This window comes from Kitasatospora dryopteridis (assembly GCF_050749075.1).
GTDB lineage: Bacteria > Actinomycetota > Actinomycetes > Streptomycetales > Streptomycetaceae > Kitasatospora.
In genome coordinates, this window is record NZ_CP192749.1 from 521955 (window position 1) to 538903 (window position 16949).

Below are 16949 nucleotides of genomic sequence, written 5' to 3' on the forward strand. Positions count from 1 at the left end.
GGCGCGGGGGTTCGCGGGCCCGGGCGGGAGGCGTCCGGCAGATCACTTCACCAGGTCGTTGGCGTCCTGGTCCGCGGCGTCGAACATGTCCGCGGCGTCCTGGCCGGCCGTCCCGATCGACTTCAGCCGGTCCCGGACTGCGGTCACCAGCGTGGTGAGGGCGGCCGTCGGCTTGTCCGCCTGTTCGTGGTACTGCTTGCCGATCTCGTCGTCGCCGGCCGCGGTGACGTTCCGTCGGTTGATATCGTCGACCCGGGTCTTGACCCGGCCGACGAGCTCGGACATGTCCTCGAAGTCGACGAACGCCCGCTTCAGGTCCGTCAGCTTCTTCAGTTGGCTAGCCATCGAACTCCGCCTGCTTGGTGCGGCCGCCCTTGTGCGCCGGTGCTTCCGCGCCGGGGCGCATCGCGGTCAGCGGCGCCAGCAACCCGTCCAGGTCGAGGCCGCCCGCCGGTGCGAGCAGGTCGTCCTCCCCCGTCAGCGAGACCCGGAGCGTCTCCCCCACCCCGTCGAACGCCCGCAGGGAGGCGGCCACCCGGTCGCCCATCCGCGCCCTGGCCTCGTTCAGGACGTCGGCCAGGACGGCGCCCAGCTGGGCCGGGGCCATCGACCGGTACGCGGTGGTGTGGAAGGTCAGTGCGAGGACCTCCCCCTGCGGTCCCACCTTCGCGGTCACCATCCGGTCCCCGGAGGTCGCCGAGGCCGTGGCCGCCTGCAACTCCCGTACCGCCTCCGACATCCGGGCCTGTTGGTCGGCCAGGGCAGCCATCGCCTGTTCGAGCTGTTCCGCGAACGAGGACGTCATCTCTCCCTCTCCTGTACTTCCGTGCTTCCGTACGTGCAGGTCGTGGTGCGGCGGTGGCGGGGCCGGGTCGGCCGTCAGCGACCGATCACACCGCTGACCGCGCCGGTGTCGGTGCCCCACACCTCTTCGTCCTCGGCCAGCCACGTGGTCCGCCGGCGCTCCTTCTCGCCGGGCCCGGCTCCCATGCCGGCACCGCCCATCGGGGGCACCATCGGGGCGCCGGTGCCGCCGGTGGTCGCCACCGATCGGCCCCGCAGCACGGCCTCCTCGGCGGCCGACGCCTTCTGGGCCGACAGGCCGCGCTCGGCCGCGAGGTCCACGGTCGGCCGGCCGTTCACGGAGCTCCCGGGGATCTCCAGCGGCCGGCCGCCCAGAGCGGTGCCCGTCCCGGTCAGGCGCCCGCCCGGGAGCCCGGGGAGCGGCAGGCTCCCGGCCGAAACTCCGAGCACCCCGTTGGCCGCCGAGCTGCCGGTCGGCGGCCGCACGACGGTGGACAGCGAGTCGAGCACGTGGCGCTGGTTGGCCAGCCGCTGGGTCTGCTCGGAGATCGGTTTGCCGTTCGAATCGAGCAGGGTGCCGTCCTTGGCGACGGTGTCGCCCTTGCCGAGCACCACCGGGTTCCCGTAGGAGTCGAGGACCGTCCTGCCGTTCGGGTCGACGACGGTGCCGTCGGGCCGGACGGTCGACCCGGCCGGGACCTTGGCGTTGCCGCCCAACGGGCCGCCCGCGCCCGGTGCGGCCTTCGAGCCCTCGGGAACGACGACCGGTTTGCCGTTCTTCAGGACGGGCCTGCCGTTGCCGTCGTACAGCCGTCCGCCGGCGCCGATGTAGCCGCCCGGCGGGAGCAGTACCGGCTTGCCCTCGGCATCCAGCACCGGTTTGCCGTCCTTGTCCAAAACCGGGGTGCCGGCGCCGTTGCCGCCGGGGCCGTTGATTCCGCCGGGCCCGAGCACCCCGCCGGGGCCGAGTCCGCCCGGACCGAGTCCACCGGGGCCGCCGGTTCCACCGCCGGTCTTGGTGCCTCCGTCCAGCAGTGACCTGCCGCCCGGTCCGCCGCCGCCGTTCAGCAGGCTGTTGGGATCGTTCTTGGGTCCGTCCTTCGGGCCGCCCTTCGGGTCGTCCTTGGGTCCGTCCTTCGGGCCGCCCTTCGGGTCGTCCTTGGGCCCGTCCTTGGTGGGTACGGGGGCCGGGGGCATCTGCAGGGAGACCTCCGAGAGGCCGAGCATCGCGGTCGTCGCCCGGTAGGCCGCGGCCAGCGCCCCGGTCGGCGACACGACCGGGGCGTCCAGCAGCGCCGAGACCCCGATGTTCCAGATGCGCTTGGCATCCGCGTCCAGCCTGGTCCGGTAGCCCGCGGTGTCCGTGGTGCTCAGGCCGAGCGGCGTGGAGATGGTGTCGCCCTCGAACGTCGCGGCGCCCAGGTCCAGCAGGAGCGCGTAGAAGGCGCAGTTCCGGGGCCAGGCGATGCCGAGGCCGGCCGGGTCGTTGCGCCACGCCTCGGCCGCGGTGACGGCGGCCTTCATGGTGGTGAGGAGCTGCTCCCGGCTGAGGTCCAGCGACTCCCCGACCCGGCTCCTGCGTCCCCCGGACTCCGGCTCGCCGGCGGTGTCCCGGTTGAGGAGCTGGAGCCGGAGCTTGTCGATCTCCAGACCGAAGGCGTTGAGGTAGGCGCGGAACGCGTTGGCCGCACTGCCCTGCCAGTTCGCGTCCTCCTCGCCGAACCCGTCGACCCACCGCCTGACCGTCGCCCGGGAGGTGTCCAGCCAGGCGACCAGGCCGTCGAGCGCCTCGGCGGCCTCGCGGAAGCTGTCGACCGACACCACCTTGTTCCGGCCGGGCGAGAGCAGCAACGGGTAGAGCGTGTCGCCGGGCTGGTGGACGAACTTGTGGAAGACGCCGTCCGTAGCCTCCAGCTTCGCGTAGTCGACGTTGAACGACACGACGCAGTACAGCTGCTGGCCGGACCCCTTCGTGTACGGCAGCCAGCACACGACGTCGCGGTCGTACTCGGGCACGTCGACGACGTCCATCTGGACGTGGACGTCCCCGCGGATCCACGGGTCGGAGGAGGTCCCCGCGACCTGGTGGGCGAAGACCGGTGGCTCGTCCGAGAAGGTGGACAGCGCCTTGTGCCAGTCGTCCCCGATTGCCACGGGGCACGCTCCTTTCCATCGGTGCACCGGCGTCGGCGGGGGCTCCGCCTCCGCCGGGCCGGCTGCCGGCGTCAACCGCCGGGTTTCTCCGTCGGGGTGGTGGTGGTCAGGCCCTGGAGGATGCGCAGCATCTCCGCGGTGGTCAGGGCGTCGTCGTGGCCCTTCTGGAACTCGGAGTCCACCGCCCAGAGGTCGGCCTGCGCCTTGACCATCTGTCCCTTGAACTGTTCGAGCATCTTGTCGAGGGTGGCGCACATCGTCCCGAAGCCGGAGCGCAGCAGGGCGTCGTCGCCCAGCGTGCCGCTGCCCGTCAGCAGGGCCCTGCCGTCCTTGCTGTCGGCGAACCGTTTGACGGCCAGGATGCTCGGGTCGGCGTACGAGGCCAGGAAGTCCGCGATCTCCTGGTTCGCGAACCTCTTCAGGTCCTCGTCCGTGACCTTGAGGAGGTGCTCCTCGTCAACCATCCGCCCACACCTCCCCGGTCAATGCGCCGGGCCGGCCCGGCGTCGGCACCGTCACGACGCGATGGTGCGGCCGGCGCGGACGTCGGCGTCGCGCAGCAGCCCGTGCATCTCGCGCAGGGCCGCCACCGCCGCGTTGAGCTCGCGCGTCATGTCGCCGTCGAGCGTGCTCAGCTGGAGGTGGAAGTCGGCGGCCGCGTTCTTCAGGTCGCCCTGGAGATCCTGCTGGGCGTTCCGCACCAGGGTCATGCAGTCGTCCACGGCGGAGTGGAGGTCGCGGGAGGACCGTTCGAGGTCGTCGGCCGCCTGGTCGATGTTGGCGTGGTTCAGCTTGATGTCTGCCATGGTCCGTCCTTCCTTCGGGTCGGGAACCGCACCGTGCGGGCCCCGGGCACGGCTGGGTTCACCGGGGGTTGAGGGTGTGGTAGACGTGGCTGCCGGGGCCGGTGCCCGTACTCAGGTCGAGGGCCTCCCCGTGGGCGGCGTCGATCATCTGCTTCCCCTGCTGCAGGCGGCCGCAGAAGTCGGCGTAGGACTGCTGGAGCTTTCCGTAGCGCTCTTCCCAGTTGGTGATCCGCTGCTGGTAGGAGGTGCTGCAGGCGGCCACGAAGTGCTGTTCGATCTCCGTCTTGATACCCCCGACCTGCCTGCTGGCCGCCCTCATCGCCTCCATGTGGACGGCCAGCGTGTTCAGGACACTCCGGACGGCCTCGTCGTTGATCTCCAGAGTCACTACGGCTCCTCTCCCGGGTCGGGATCGTGCGGCCGGTGCCGCGGCGGTGGGGGCGGTGATGCCCCCTCGGTCGGTTCAACGGCGCCGTGGCGGGCGCCGGTTCAGCTGTTGTGCGGCCGGATTGCGGGTCCTGGGGCACGGTCCCTGACCCGGTGTCAGCGCGGGCAGGCCGGGCCGGGTGCGGACGTGGCCGGGCCGGTGCCGGCAGGCCCGGTGAACACGGCGGCGTCGAGGACGGGCCCGGTCGGCAGGAGCCCCAGGAAGGTCTCGGGCACCGCCACCGGGGTGACGGCGCCGTAGCCGAGTCGCTCGGCGGTGGCGGGCGACGCCAGCGGATGCTTCGCACCGGTGTCCGTGACCAGGTAGAGGGTGGTGCCGGCGCCGGCCCCGGACAGTGCCCGCACCAGGGCCCCCGAGCCGGGCCGCACCGCGACGCTGTCGGCGGTGGCGCAGCCGGGGACGGTGCCGGGCGGGACGGCGGGCGGCAGGCCGGTCACGGCGGCTGCGTCGACCAGGGCGACGGAGGTGGTCGGGGCCTGTCCGGTGGGGCGCAGGTCGGCGCAGACGGCCCGGCCGGGCGCGATCTCCAGCAGTTCGGGCGGGGCGGCGGGCAGGTCGGCCGTGGCGGTGGCCGCCGTGCGGTCCGCGGCGGACGGGGCGGGCGCGGTATGGGCGGCGAGGTCGGCCGGGCCGAGTATGCCGGGCAGGACGGCCGCACCACCGTAGGCGGCGCGCTGGGTCCGCGGGTCGTTGCGCAGCAGTTCGTAGGTCATCCGGGTGAGCGGGGCGAGGCCGCCGGAGGTCAGGACGTAGGGGTCGCCGCTCGGCCCGGTGAACAGCTGGCCGACGGTGGTCGGCCTGGCGGCGAGGAGCGGCCCGGGCCGGCCGCGGTCGGTGATGTCCGGGGCGGCGAGGTCGGGGCCGGTGGGCAGGGCGTTGAGGAACGGCGCGGTCACCGGACGGGCGGTGATGTCGGCCCTCCCGAGGGCCTGGCGGGCGCCGTTGCGGGTGTCGAGGCGCAGTCTGCGGCCGTGCCAGAGCAGGTGCTCGGTGCCGTCGGGGGCGGCGACCAGGACGCCCTGGGTGTCCGTCAGGTGGTCGCCCGGGCGGTCGGGGGTGACGGCGAGGGCCAGTTCGGGGGTGCGGGCGGCGGGTCCGGGGCCGGCGACGGCGCAGGCGTACCAGGACGCGCCGGCGGTGAGGGCGGTGGGTGCGGGCAGGTCGTCGGGTGCGCCGGGGATGCCGACGGGGGTACCGCGCGGGGTGCCGGCCAGCGACTTGGCCCCGACCCGGTCGACCGTGAACCGGTCGCCGGCCAGCAGGCGGGCGCTGGCCTCGTTGAGGACGGGGTGGAGACGGCCGTCCAGGTAGAGGTAGCGGGCGCCGTTCTCCTTGACCACCACGAGGGTGCCGGGCCGTTTCCAGGCGGTGGCGCCGCCGGGGACGATCACCCCGTAGAGGCCTGCGACGAGGGCGGCCAGCAGGGCGACGGCCAGTCCGGTGGCCGTGCCGCGGGAGGTCCGGCCGGTCGGGGTGTCCGGGGCATCGGGTTCGCCGCGCAGCAGGCCGGTGGCCAGGCGTCCGGTGACGAACAGGTGGGCCTGGACCTGGTCGCGTTTCGACTGCATCTCTCGTTCGGCTCCTCGGGCCTGTCGTCGGTGCCGCCCGGGTGGGCAGGCCGGGTGTCCGTCAGGGGTGCCGGCTCATCCCGCGAGCGCGCGCAGGGCGTGGTAGACGCCGAGGACCTGGAGGGCCAGCGGCACCACCGTGATCGCTGCAACCGTGTGCAGCAGGTCGGCCGCCCGTCCCCAGTACGGCAGCATCCGCCGGCCCGGGACGGTCCAGGCGGCGATCGCCAGCGCGGCGCCCAGACAGAGCAGCCCGGCGAGCAGCAGCAGGCGGCCGTCGGCCGCCAGGCCGGGAGCGAGGGCGGCGGCGGGCAGTGCCAGGCCGTAGGCGCCGGGCAGCACCACGGCGAGGCGCTGCGGAATGCTGCCGATGGCCCGGCCGTGCAGCAGCAGGAGCACCGCGAGGGCCGCCGTCAGGCTCGGCGCCGCCCAGCCCGTCCCGTACGCCGCGAGGATCGTGAGGCACAGCGTGAGCACCAGGCCGAGTGCCGTGTGGAAGGCCGTCAGGTAGCCGTCGGCGACGGCGCTGCGGTCGGCCAGGGTGCCCGCGGGCACGGCCTCGATGCCCTCCTGGAGTTCCTCGGCGTTGCGGGGCAGGGCCGGCAGGCGCAGCCCCGACAGGCGGAAGCAGAGCGGGGGGACGAACGCGCCGGTGATCACGGCGAGCACGGCGACGGCGGCGGCGGTACCGGCCGGGTCGATGCCGTTGAGCATCAGCACTCCGGCCGCGACGGCGTGCAGGGCGACCAGGACGGTGCCGAGGAAGAGCGGCGCCGAGCAGCCGGCGGCGGCCAGGGCGAGCACCGCCGCGCCGGCGCCGGCGGACGCCCCGGCCAGCAGGCGGGCGCCGGCCGTGCCGTTCCCGGTGCCGGCCGGCAGCAGCGCGCCGGCCAGGGCCAGGTGGGCCACGGCGGCGGCGCCGAGGGCGGTGCCGGCCGCGGCGTCCCCGACGGCCCTGGCGGCGCTCAGTGCACCGAGCAGCAGGAGCAGGCCGGTGACGGCCCCGGCCGCCTCGCGCAGCTGCGGCGGCCCCGGGAGCAGCAGCAGGGCGAGCCCGCCGGCCAGGGCGGCCACGGCCAGGCCGAGCGCCAGGTGGTGGGTCAGTGCCGGGTGCCAGGTGTCGGTCCGGGCCCGCAGGCCGGCGGCGATGCCGTCGGCGAGGTCGTCGTAGTGCACCTCGGGCAGGGCGTCGCGGCGCGGGCGCAGGTGGAGTTCGTCGCCGTCGTGCAGGTCGAGCGCGTCCGCGCTCAGCTCCTCGTCGAGCGGCGGGCCGCCGAGGCGCTGCAGGACCCAGCCGTCGTGGTCGGCGCCACGCTCGTCGAGGTCCCCGCCCGCGTGGGCGAGGACGGCCGGCAGCAGGTCGGCCAGCGGGACGTCGGCGGGGACGGCGAGGTCGAAGGCCGTGTCGGGGGTGCGGAATCTCAGGCGGCACAGTCCGGTGACGGTGGTCCCGTTCACAGCTCTTCCTCGGCTCCTCGGGTTCGGGCACGGGCGGGCCGGGTCGGCCCCGCGCAGATGAGCACGGACGGCCCGGCCCGCCGGGTTCACCGGCCCGCCGGGACGCCCGGCCCCCGCCCCGAGCCGAAGGGCCCGCCGTGCGTGAACCCCGGGCGGGCGTCCGCCCGTCGTCCCGGTGGGGCGGTGTGCGTCCCGGGCCGGTGAACCCCGGTCGGCCGTACCCAGTGTGAGGAGCCCTCGGGTGAGCGTGGTGCTGGTCAACCGTCCGCCGCGTCGCCCCGGCCCGGAGATGCCGGACGGGGAGATCCAGTTGCAGGAGCCGCCCGGTCTGCCCGAGCAGCAGGGCGGCATGGCGGGCGTCATCACCATGGCGCCGATGGCACTGGGTTCGCTCTCCATGGTGTTCGTCTTCCTGCGCCCCGGCGACGGCGGCGGCGTCCTCACCTACGTCGCGATGGGCATGATGGCGCTGTCCGCCGTCGGCATGCTCGTGACCCAGCTGATCCGCAGTTCCAGCGACCGCAAGCGGGAGCTGCGCGCCGAGCGCCGCGACTACCTGCGATACCTGGCGCAGGTCCGCCGCCAGGTCCGCCGGCAGACGGCTCACCAGCAGGAGGCGCTGGCCTGGCGCCACCCCGACCCGTCCGCGCTGTCCTCGCTGGCGCGCACCTCCCGGCTGTGGGAGCGGCGCAGCGCGCACCCCGACTTCGGCGACGTGCGGATCGGCACCGGGCCGCAGCGGCTGGCGGTGCGGCTCATGCCGCTGGCCACCAAACCGGTCGAGGACCTGGAGCCGCTCTGCGCCCACGCGCTGCGCCGCTTCATCCACGCCTACGGCACCGTGCCCGACCAGCCGGTCGCCGTCCACCTGCCCGGCTACGCGCGGGTGCTGCTGCGCGCGGACGACCGCGACCGGGCCCGTGCGCTGGTCCGCGCGATGCTGGCGCAGCTGGCGTTCCTGCAGGCCCCGGACGAGCTGCGGATCGCCGTGGTCACCGACGCCGGGCACCGGGCGCAGTGGGAGTGGGTCAAGTGGCTGCCGCACGCCCTGCACCCGGTGGAGAGCGACGGGGCGGGCCCGGTGCGGCTGGTGGCGGGTTCGCTCGCGGAGGCCGAGCAGTTGCTCGGCGCCGAGTTCACCGGCCGGCCGCCGTACGATCCGGACGCCGTGCCGGGCCCGGACGAGCCGTACACGGTGATCGTGCTGGACGGCCCTCCGGCCGGCCCGGCCGGGCGGGCCGCGCTCGCGGGGTACCGCAACGCCACGGTGGTCGACATCGGGGACGCGCTGGAGTGGAAGCCCGACCGGCTGGGACTGCGGCTGCGGATCCAGGACGGCGGCCTCGCCATGGTCGGCGCGGACCGCAACGGCCGCGACGAGGTGACGCGCCTCGGGCGGCCCGACGCCCTGTCGGCGCCCGCCGCCCGCCGTCTGGCGGCCGGCATCGCGCCGTACCGGCTGGGCGACGCGGTCGAGGCCGGTGAGCCGCTGGCCGGCGACTTCGACCTCGCCACCCTGCTGGGCATCCACGACCTGCACCGGCACGACGTGGCCGAGGGCTGGGCCGGACGCACGGGCGCCGACCGGCTGCGGGTGCCGCTCGGCCTGTCCGCCGACGGCACGCCCGTCGTCCTGGACATCAAGGAGTCGGCGCAGGGCGGCATGGGCCCGCACGGGATGCTGATCGGCGCCACCGGCTCGGGCAAGTCCGAGCTGCTGCGGACGCTGGTGCTGGCGCTCGCCCTCACGCACTCCTCCGAGGTGCTGAACTTCGTCCTCGTCGACTTCAAGGGCGGTGCGACCTTCCTCGGCCTCGACCGGCTGCCGCACACCTCGGCGGTCATCACCAACCTGGCCGACGAGGCCGAGCTGGTGGACCGCATGCGGGACGCCCTGCACGGCGAACTCGTCCGCCGCCAGGAGCTGTTGCGGTCGGCCGGCAACTACAGCTCGCTGTCGGACTACGAGGGCGCGCGGGCCGCCGGCACGGCCCTGGAGCCGCTGCCCACGCTGTTCGTCGTGGTCGACGAGTTCAGCGAACTGCTGGCCGCTCACCGCGACTTCATGGACCTGTTCATCATGATCGGCCGGCTCGGCCGGTCCCTCGGCGTGCACCTGCTGCTCGCCTCGCAGCGGCTCGACGAGGGCCGGATGCACGCCCTGGAGTCCCACCTGTCGTACCGGATCGGCCTGCGGACGTTCTCCGCGATGGAGAGCCGCGGCGTGCTCGGCGTCCCCGACGCGTACCAGCTGCCCTCCCAGCCCGGCAACGGCTTCCTGCGCAGCGACATCTCCACGCTGACCAGGTTCAAGGCCGCCTACGTCTCCGGCCCCTACCGCGCGGGACGCAGGCCCGCCCGGCAGGAGGCGGTGGCCGGCCAGGTCGCCGCCTACGGCACCGCGTACGTGGCACCGCACCGGCCCGTCGAACCGGCACAACCGGCCCGGGAACCGGAGGAGGAGACGCCCGGGGAGGCCGGGACGCTGCTGGACGTCGCGGTGGCCGGGCTCACCGACGCCGGCCCGCCCGCCCACCGGGTCTGGCTGCCGCCGCTCGGCGTCCCGCCCACCCTGGACGAGTTGCTGCCTCCGCTCGCCCCGCACCCCGAACGCGGTCTCACCACCGAGAGCCGGGACGCCCGCGGCACCCTCTCCGTGCCGGTCGGCGTCATCGACCGCCCCTTCCAGCAGTTGCGCGAACTGCTCACCGCCGACCTCTCCGGAGCCGGCGGCCACGTCGGCATCGCCGGCGGCCCGCAGAGCGGCAAGAGCACCCTGCTGCGCACCCTGATCACCGCCCTGGCGCTCACCCACACCCCCGGGGAAGTGCAGTTCTACTGCCTCGACTTCGGCGGCGGCACGCTCACCGCGCTGCGCGGGCTGCCGCACGTCGGCGGGGTCACCGGCCGGCACGACCCCGAACGGGTGGTGCGGACCGTCGCCGAGGTCAACGCGGTCCTGGCGGCGCGCGAGCTGCGCTTCGCCGAACTGGGCGTCGACTCGGTCGCCGCCTTCCGCCGGCGCCGCGCCGCCGGGGAGTTCGCCGAGGAGCGGCACGGCGACGTCTTCCTCGTCGTCGACGGCTGGAACACCGTCCGCCAGGAGTTCCCCGACCTCGCCCCCGCCCTGACCCTGATCGCCCAGCGCGGCCTCAACTACGGGATCCACCTGGTCGTCGGCACCACCCGCTGGGGCGAGGTGACCGGCGCCCTGCGCGACCTCCTGGGCACCCGCTTCGAACTGCGGCTCGGCGACCCCGTCGACTCCGCCGTCAACATGCGGGCCGCCGGAACGGTGCCGAAGGTCCCCGGCCGCGGCCTCACCACCGACGCGATGCACTTCCTCACCGCCCTCCCCCGCGCCGACGGCGGCAGCGGCACCGAGGACCTCGCCGACGCCGTCGCCGACCTCGTCGACGCGGTCGCCGCCCACTGGAGCGGGCCGCGGGCCCCCGAGGTCCGGATGCTGCCGCTGTCCGTGGACGCCGCCGCCCTCCCGGCACCCGAGGGGCGGCTGCGCGTGCCGATCGGCCTCGCGGACACCACCGTCGCACCGCTCTGGCACGACTTCGAGGAGACACCCCACCTGCTGGTCGTCGGCGACAGCGAAGCGGGCAAGACCAACCTGCTCAAACTCGTCACCAACGCCGTCACCACCGCCTACACACCCGACCAGGCCCGCATCATGCTGGTCGACTACCGCCGCGGTCTCCAGGACGCCGTGCCCGCGGAGTACCGGCTCGGCCACGCCGTCGCCGTCGACGTCCTGCGCCAGATCGTCGCCGGCGCGGCCCGCGCCATGGCCAACCGCGTGCCCGGGGCCGATCTCCCGCCCGCCCGCCTCAAGCTCCGCGACTGGTGGCAGGGGCCCGAACTCTTCGTCGTCGTCGACGACTACGAGCTGGTCTCGGGCAACGCCGGCAGTACCGGCGGCCATCCGTTCGCCGCCCTGTTCGAACACCTCGCCCAGGGCACCGAACTCGGCCTGCACCTGGTAGTCGCCCGCAGCGCCAACGGCATCGGGCGCGCGGCCTCCGACGCGCTGCTGCGCCGCCTGGAGGAGGTCAACACCCCGGTGGCACTGCTGTCCTGCCCGCCGAGCGAGGGCCAGCTCTTCGGCAGCGTCAAGCCCCGTCCCCTGCCGCCTGGCCGCGCGCTCTACATCACCCGCCGCCGCACGGTGCAGGTGCAGACCGCGCGTCTCGCACCGGACGACGACGGCGGTGCCTCCGCGGTGGGCCTGCTGCCGTAGGGCAGCGGCCGTCCCGGTGGGACCGGCAGCGCGGACGGCCGCCACGGCGCGCACCGTGAACCGCGGCGCCGGCGGGATCCGTGGATCCGGAGGGAGCCCGCTGCGGATCGGCCGGCTCCGGGAAGAGGTGGACGTTGAACGCAGCAGCAACGGAGTCCGCGGCCGCCGGCCCTGCCGGATCCGGACCGCCGGCCGCCGGACCGCACCGGGACGCCGCGCCCGGGTGGCGCGGGTTCGCCCGACGGCGCGGTGCGACGACCGGCGCGCCCGCTCGGCAGGAACCTGCCGCCGAGCGGTCCGCGCTGTATCCCGAAGGCCCCCACTTCGTCATCGCCGCCCCGGCGGACGGGCCCGGCGGCACCCGGCGGCCCCTCCTTCCCGCCGCGCTCGCCTCGGCCCTGGCGCGGCTGCCCGCCGCGGCGGACGCCCTGATCGTGGTCGCCGCCTCGCCGGACGCGGCAGCCGTCCTGCTCGGGCACCTGGACGAGCTGGCCCGCACGGCCGCGGAACGCGGCGCCGACACGCTCGTCCTCGCCGCATCCGGGCTCGCCGCCCCGGCCTCCGGGCGCCGGCAGGCCGAGCAGGTCGCCGCACGCGCCGGTCTGCCCGTGGTGGCTCCCGACGGGACGGTCACGCTCCGGGCCGACGGCACGCTGGCAGCCACCGCGCCGGAGGACGGCGGGCCCGCGACCTGGTGGTACTGCCCGCCGGCCGGACCGGCACGGGCGCTCGGGCCGATCTGGCCACCGGCCCCGGCGGCCGACGGGCCTCCTGCCGGCCGTCCCGCGCCCGAGACCGCACCGCCCAAGACCGCACCGCCCAAGACCGCAGAGCCCGAGAGCGCAGAGCCCGAGACCGCACCGCCCGAGACCGCAGGGCCCGCCCCGTCGGCCCTCCCCCACGGCCTCGCCACCACACCGCTGGCCGCCGGCCAATGGATCACCACCGAGCCGGTGCCGCCCGGCACACCCGTCCCCGGGGCGCTCCACCGGGCGGCCGCGGCCGACGACACCCTCGTCCTGGTCGTCGGCCGGCCCGGCGAGCGGCTGCCGGACGCCGACCGGCTGGCCGACGCCGTCCGCCCGCTGCTCCCCTCCCCCGACACCGACCTGCTGCTGAGCGCCCCGTGGACGGGCGTCGCCGACCTGGCCCACCTCGCCGCGGGCCTCAGCGCCGAACTGGCGCGGGACGTGCGGGCGGCCGTCGGCCTGCCGATGCGCACCGCCGCCGGGTTCTCCTCCCGCGTCCTGGACACGGACGGCGTGCCGTCCTGGGAGCCGTGGCTGACCGAACTGACCGCCTCGGCCGAACTGCGCCGGGTGGTCCCCTCCGCCTGGCGCACCGCCCCCGCCCCCCTGGCGCACCGCGGGCCCGCGCTCTTCGACTCCGAGCCGCCGGGATGGTGCGTGGAGGCCGTACCGGCCGGGCTGTGGCTGCGCCCGCCGGGCCCGGTGCAGGACCACGGACCCCGCCGGCTGGACCCGGACCCGGCCGCCCCGCTCCTGGTCGTCGGCGCCGACCGGCAGCCCGTACCGCCCGAGGCCACGGCTGCCGCCGAACGCCTGCTGACGGCGCTCGCCCGGCAGGGGGCGGCCGAACCGCGGCAGCTGGTGCGCGGGCTCCCGCCGGCGGTCGGCCGCACCGACCCGGCCGCCGCTCCCGGGGAGACGCCGCCCTCCTCAGGGGCCCCACAGTCCCCGCACCCGGTGTCAGGCCACCGGGAGAAACCCGATCCGCGCCGACAGCCCGTGCCGCAGCAGCGCCACGAAGGCGGGCGCGCGTCGTCCGGGGCCCCCTCCCACCCGGACCACGCTCACGAACAGGCAGCGTTCAGAGCACTGGTCGGCAGTCACTTCCGGCACTGCGCCGCCCGCGCCGACCTCGCGGCCACCCGGTTGCCGACGCTTCGTTCCAGCGGCCCCGACGATCTGCGGACCGACCTCGCGGCGGTCTACCTGCACCACGCGGACACCGGTGTGCCCGCCTCCCGCGCCGACCTGGTCGATGCGGCCCGCCGACCCGCCCCGGGGCCGCTGGCCCCGTACCTCGCCTGCCTCGCGTCCGGGCTGCGCAGGCTGCCCAGCCACCACGGCCCGCTCCTGCTCGGTGCCCGCGCGGGCGAGGACGGACTGCGGCACTACCTCCCGGGGAAGGTCCTGACCGATCCGGCGCCCGTCGTCGGACTCCCCGCCCACGACGTGGAGTTGGGGGTGCCCGTCGAGTTCGCCGTGTGGTCGTTCACCGGTCGGCGGACGGCGGTGTTCGTCGAGGACGAGGAGTCCGAGGTGGTGTTCCTGCCCGGCACGCGGTTCGCCGTGCTCGACGTGCTGCCGGGCGGCGACGGGGTCCCGACCCGGGTGCTGCTCCGGGAGTCCGCCCTCCGGCCCACCACCCGGCAGGCCGACGCGGACACCGCCGACGGCCTCGAACAGCACCTGAGGAAGCGCCTGCTGACCTGGCTCGGGCGCCGTGACTCGCTCACCCCGCAGGAACGCCGCGTGCCCACCCGTCCGAGCCGCTACCACCTCGCACCGGGTCTTTCCCTCTCATGATCCCGGGGAGCGGCACAGCGCCTGCGAGCGGACGCTGCGGGACGGGCCGCTACCCGCGCACCACGGTCAGGCGGCCAGCACCTCCCGGAGCCGGGCGGCCTCCGTCCGGACCCGCCTGGGGGCGACGGGAGCGGTGAGCGCGTCGAGGGCGGGCAGGCCGGCCCGGATGCCGGAGGCGGCGGCGCATTCCGCGGCGGTGGTCAGGAGGTCCGCCAGGCCGCGGCGGGCGGGTGCGGCGGCGGTCTCCGCGATCAGTGCGGCGAGGACGGGCCACACCGCCGGGCCCGCTCCGCCGCGGGCCGCGTCGGCGAGGACGGGCAGGAACCGGTTCGGCTTGGCGACCGTGAGCTCCCAGAGCCCGGCGAGCCGCCCGCCGAGGTCCCGCCCCCGCAGGGTGCCGCGCGCGGCCATGGTCAGCAGCGCGTCCAGGGCGGCCGTGCGGTGGTCGGCGCGGGCGGCCGTCAGCCCGTACGCGAGGGCCAGGTGGCAGACCGGGCCAGGGGTGCCGGGGGCCTCGGCGAGCAGGGGCAGCACCGGGTTCGCCCCGCGCGGGCCGTCGCTGTCCACCGCCTGGACGGCGAGGGACGGGACGGCATGGGCCGCCGCAGACTCCGGGTGCCAGGGCGTCTGGACGGGCAGCTGCGCGAGCCAGGCCGGGCTGCCCGCCCAGTGCCCGCCCAGGGCGAACAACCCGGACTCGCCGTGATCGGGTACCGCGGACAGCAGTACGGCGGGCCGGTCGGCCGGCGCCACGGCCGCCAGGTCCGGCCCCGGACGGCCGCACGGGACGATCCGGGGGGCCACCGGGGGCTCCCAGCCGTGCGGCCCCGTCCGCTCGGGCATGTCCGGCCGTTGGACGTGGAAGTCCTCCGGCATCTCCAGGGCCAGGGTGGGCAGTTCGGCGCCGAGCCCGCGGGCCCGGTCGGCGGCCGCGGCCACCGCGTCCGGCGGCAGCCGGAGCAGCGCCTGGGCGAGGTCGACGGGCCACGGGACGGCACCGGCGGCCCGGCAGGCGTCCAGCCGGTCCGCGAGGACGGCCGGATCGAGGGCGCCGTCGGCACCGGTCGGCGTCGCCAGCAGGACCGGCACCGGGCCGCCGGAGCCATCGTGGTCGGCCCGGTGGGCGGCGAGGTGGGACACGGCCTCGAACACCCGCAGCGCCGGCAGCACGGGAGCGGTGCGGAGGTGGGCCGGCAGGGCGCACAGCTCCTCGGCGTAACCGTCGGGGTCGTGGCCGTGGTCGCCCCCGGCCAGGACGTCGAGCAGGCAACCCAGCGCCGCCTGGCCGCTGCGCAGCTCGCCCGGGCGCAGCCGGCCGCGGCCGCGCCGGGCGGCGAGCGGGGCGAGCGCCTCGGCGACCGCCGGTGCGTCGCGGTGGTGCTCCGCGACGGCGGCGGCGAGGACCGCCTCGAACTCGGCGGGCTCCGGGCTGTGGTCGGCCAGCAGGGCGGCCAGCCGCTCGGCGAGCTCGTACGGCCCGGTCACGGCCGGCGGCATCGGGCGGGCCGGTACGGGGCCGGGGGCGGCCGGCGGCAGCGGGTCGGAGGCGGCCCCGGGGCCGGCGTCCGCGTCGGCCGTGGCGTCGTCGGTGCCGAGCAGGCGGCGGGCGTCCGCCGCCGACACGGGCCCGAGCCCTCGGGCCGCGGTGCGGAGGACGTGGACGGTGTCGGGCCCGGCCTGCGCGAGGTGGCGGGCGGCGAGCTGCAGGGCCTTGTCCTGCACTCCGGCGGCCGGGTGGGCGAATCCTGCGGCGACCGCGGGCAGCAGGGCGTCGGCCTGCGCCGGGTGGCGGCGCATCAGGGCGCCGGCCCAGGTCAGTTGGGTGTTGGCCAGGGTCTTCTCGGGGCGGCCGAGGACGGCCTCGGTGAGTTCGGCGAAGGTGTCGGCCGGCAGCCGGTCGTCGAGGGTGCGGAGGGCGGCCTGGGCGGTCTTGGCGGCGGTGGGCGCTCCGTCGGCGGCCAGCCGGAGGTAGTCGCGGGAGCGGGCGAGGATCTCGTCCGGGTCCGGTGCGAGTGCGTCGTGCAGGTGGAGGAAGCCGCGCAGGTTGCCCGGCCGGTCGCCGCGGAGCAGTTTGCCGAGGCAGTGGTCGAGCAGTTCGGCGCGGTCGAGCACGCCCTCGGCGGCCAGCGCGGTGAGGGCCTTGGGCCACTCGTTGTCGGGTCCGAACCGGGCGGCGTACGGGTCGGTGAACTCGGCTCCGACGTCCGGGACTTCGAACAGCCGGCGGACGAATTCGGCGAGCCGGGGCTGGGCGCGCAGCCAGGAGAGCAGGGTGTCGTGGTGCGGCACCGGTTCGCGCAGGCCCTGGTCGGCGAACCACTCGGCGATCTCGCGGTGGTGGTACCGCATCAGGCTGCCCTCGCGCACCCAGCCGGTGACGTAGCCGTCGGTGGTCGGCACCGTCGCGCCGGACCAGACGGCGAGACCGTGCGCCACCAGCCAGCGGGGGCCGTCCCCGCGCGGCGGCAGCCACTCGGCGAGGCGGGCGGCGAGTTCGCGCTGCCAGGCGGTGCCGCGGTGCGGTTCCAGCAGGACGGCGAGCAGTGCGCGGTGGTCCGCGTTGGTGGAGCCGCCGTCGGGCAGCGTCCAGGTGACGTCCCGCAGGCGGCGGTACGTGAGCCAGTCGAGGGCCTCGGCCGGGGTGCGGGCGGCGGACAGGCCGGCCGCCTGGAGTGCCGCCAGTTGTCCGTAGGCGGCGAAGGAGCGGCCCGCTTCGGCGGAGACCGTCTCGCGGCACAGCTCGGACCGCAGCCGGCGCAGCGGGGTGCGGAGGTGGGCCAGTTGCTCCGCGGGCACCCCGGACAGCCGCTCGATCACCGGGCCCGGGACCCGGCCCGCGATCAGAGCCCGTACCTCGTCCCAGCCGATCACCGTGGCCGTGCCGTCGTTCACCGCTCCCCGCCTCTC

The 16949-nt window shown here is 76.1% G+C and carries 11 protein-coding genes; 2 read left to right on the forward strand and 9 right to left on the reverse strand.

What is annotated here, in order from left to right:
* Positions 1-42 precede the first annotated feature (42 nt).
* The 8 genes from ACQ614_RS02205 to eccD form a co-directional block, all read right to left on the reverse strand.
* Positions 43-345, reverse strand: a complete 303-nt coding sequence (locus tag ACQ614_RS02205) for a hypothetical protein (RefSeq protein WP_431676435.1) — start codon at positions 343-345, stop codon at positions 43-45.
* Positions 338-805, reverse strand: a complete 468-nt coding sequence (locus ACQ614_RS02210) for a YbaB/EbfC family nucleoid-associated protein (protein ID WP_431676436.1) — start codon at positions 803-805, stop codon at positions 338-340. Before ACQ614_RS02210 ends, ACQ614_RS02205 begins: the two co-directional genes overlap by 8 nt.
* A gap of 74 nt (positions 806-879) precedes the next feature.
* Complete coding sequence (locus ACQ614_RS02215) at positions 880-2958, reverse strand: hypothetical protein (protein WP_431676437.1); 2079 nt, start codon at positions 2956-2958, stop codon at positions 880-882.
* Between the two features lie 71 nt (positions 2959-3029).
* Positions 3030-3422 (reverse strand): hypothetical protein, encoded by a 393-nt coding sequence (locus ACQ614_RS02220; RefSeq protein WP_431676438.1) that lies wholly within the window; start codon positions 3420-3422, stop codon positions 3030-3032.
* A 51-nt stretch (positions 3423-3473) separates the two neighbouring features.
* Entirely contained in the window at positions 3474-3764 is a 291-nt protein-coding gene (locus tag ACQ614_RS02225) for a hypothetical protein (RefSeq protein WP_431676439.1), read from the reverse strand.
* 58 nt (positions 3765-3822) lie between these two features.
* Positions 3823-4152: a hypothetical protein gene (locus tag ACQ614_RS02230; protein WP_431676440.1), complete on the reverse strand. Its 330-nt coding sequence runs from the start codon at positions 4150-4152 to the stop codon at positions 3823-3825.
* A gap of 155 nt (positions 4153-4307) precedes the next feature.
* Positions 4308-5780: a type VII secretion protein EccB gene (eccB, locus tag ACQ614_RS02235; protein ID WP_431676441.1), complete on the reverse strand. Its 1473-nt coding sequence runs from the start codon at positions 5778-5780 to the stop codon at positions 4308-4310.
* A gap of 75 nt (positions 5781-5855) precedes the next feature.
* Positions 5856-7238 carry a type VII secretion integral membrane protein EccD gene (eccD, locus tag ACQ614_RS02240; RefSeq protein ID WP_431676442.1) on the reverse strand — a complete coding sequence of 461 codons (1383 nt, stop codon included), beginning with the start codon at positions 7236-7238 and terminating at the stop codon, positions 5856-5858.
* A 241-nt stretch (positions 7239-7479) separates the two neighbouring features.
* Here eccD and eccCa point away from each other — a divergent pair, with 241 nt between their 5' ends.
* Positions 7480-11490 carry a type VII secretion protein EccCa gene (gene eccCa / locus ACQ614_RS02245; RefSeq protein ID WP_431676443.1) on the forward strand — a complete coding sequence of 1337 codons (4011 nt, stop codon included), beginning with the start codon at positions 7480-7482 and terminating at the stop codon, positions 11488-11490.
* A 134-nt stretch (positions 11491-11624) separates the two neighbouring features.
* Positions 11625-14042: a hypothetical protein gene (locus tag ACQ614_RS02250; RefSeq protein ID WP_431676444.1), complete on the forward strand. Its 2418-nt coding sequence runs from the start codon at positions 11625-11627 to the stop codon at positions 14040-14042.
* Positions 14043-14108: 66 nt separating this feature from the next.
* Here ACQ614_RS02250 and ACQ614_RS02255 read toward each other — a convergent pair whose 3' ends face one another.
* The gene (locus ACQ614_RS02255; RefSeq protein ID WP_431676445.1) at positions 14109-16934 is read right to left on the reverse strand and encodes a DUF6493 family protein; all 2826 of its coding nucleotides are present in this window, start codon (positions 16932-16934) and stop codon (positions 14109-14111) included.
* Positions 16935-16949 lie beyond the last annotated feature (15 nt).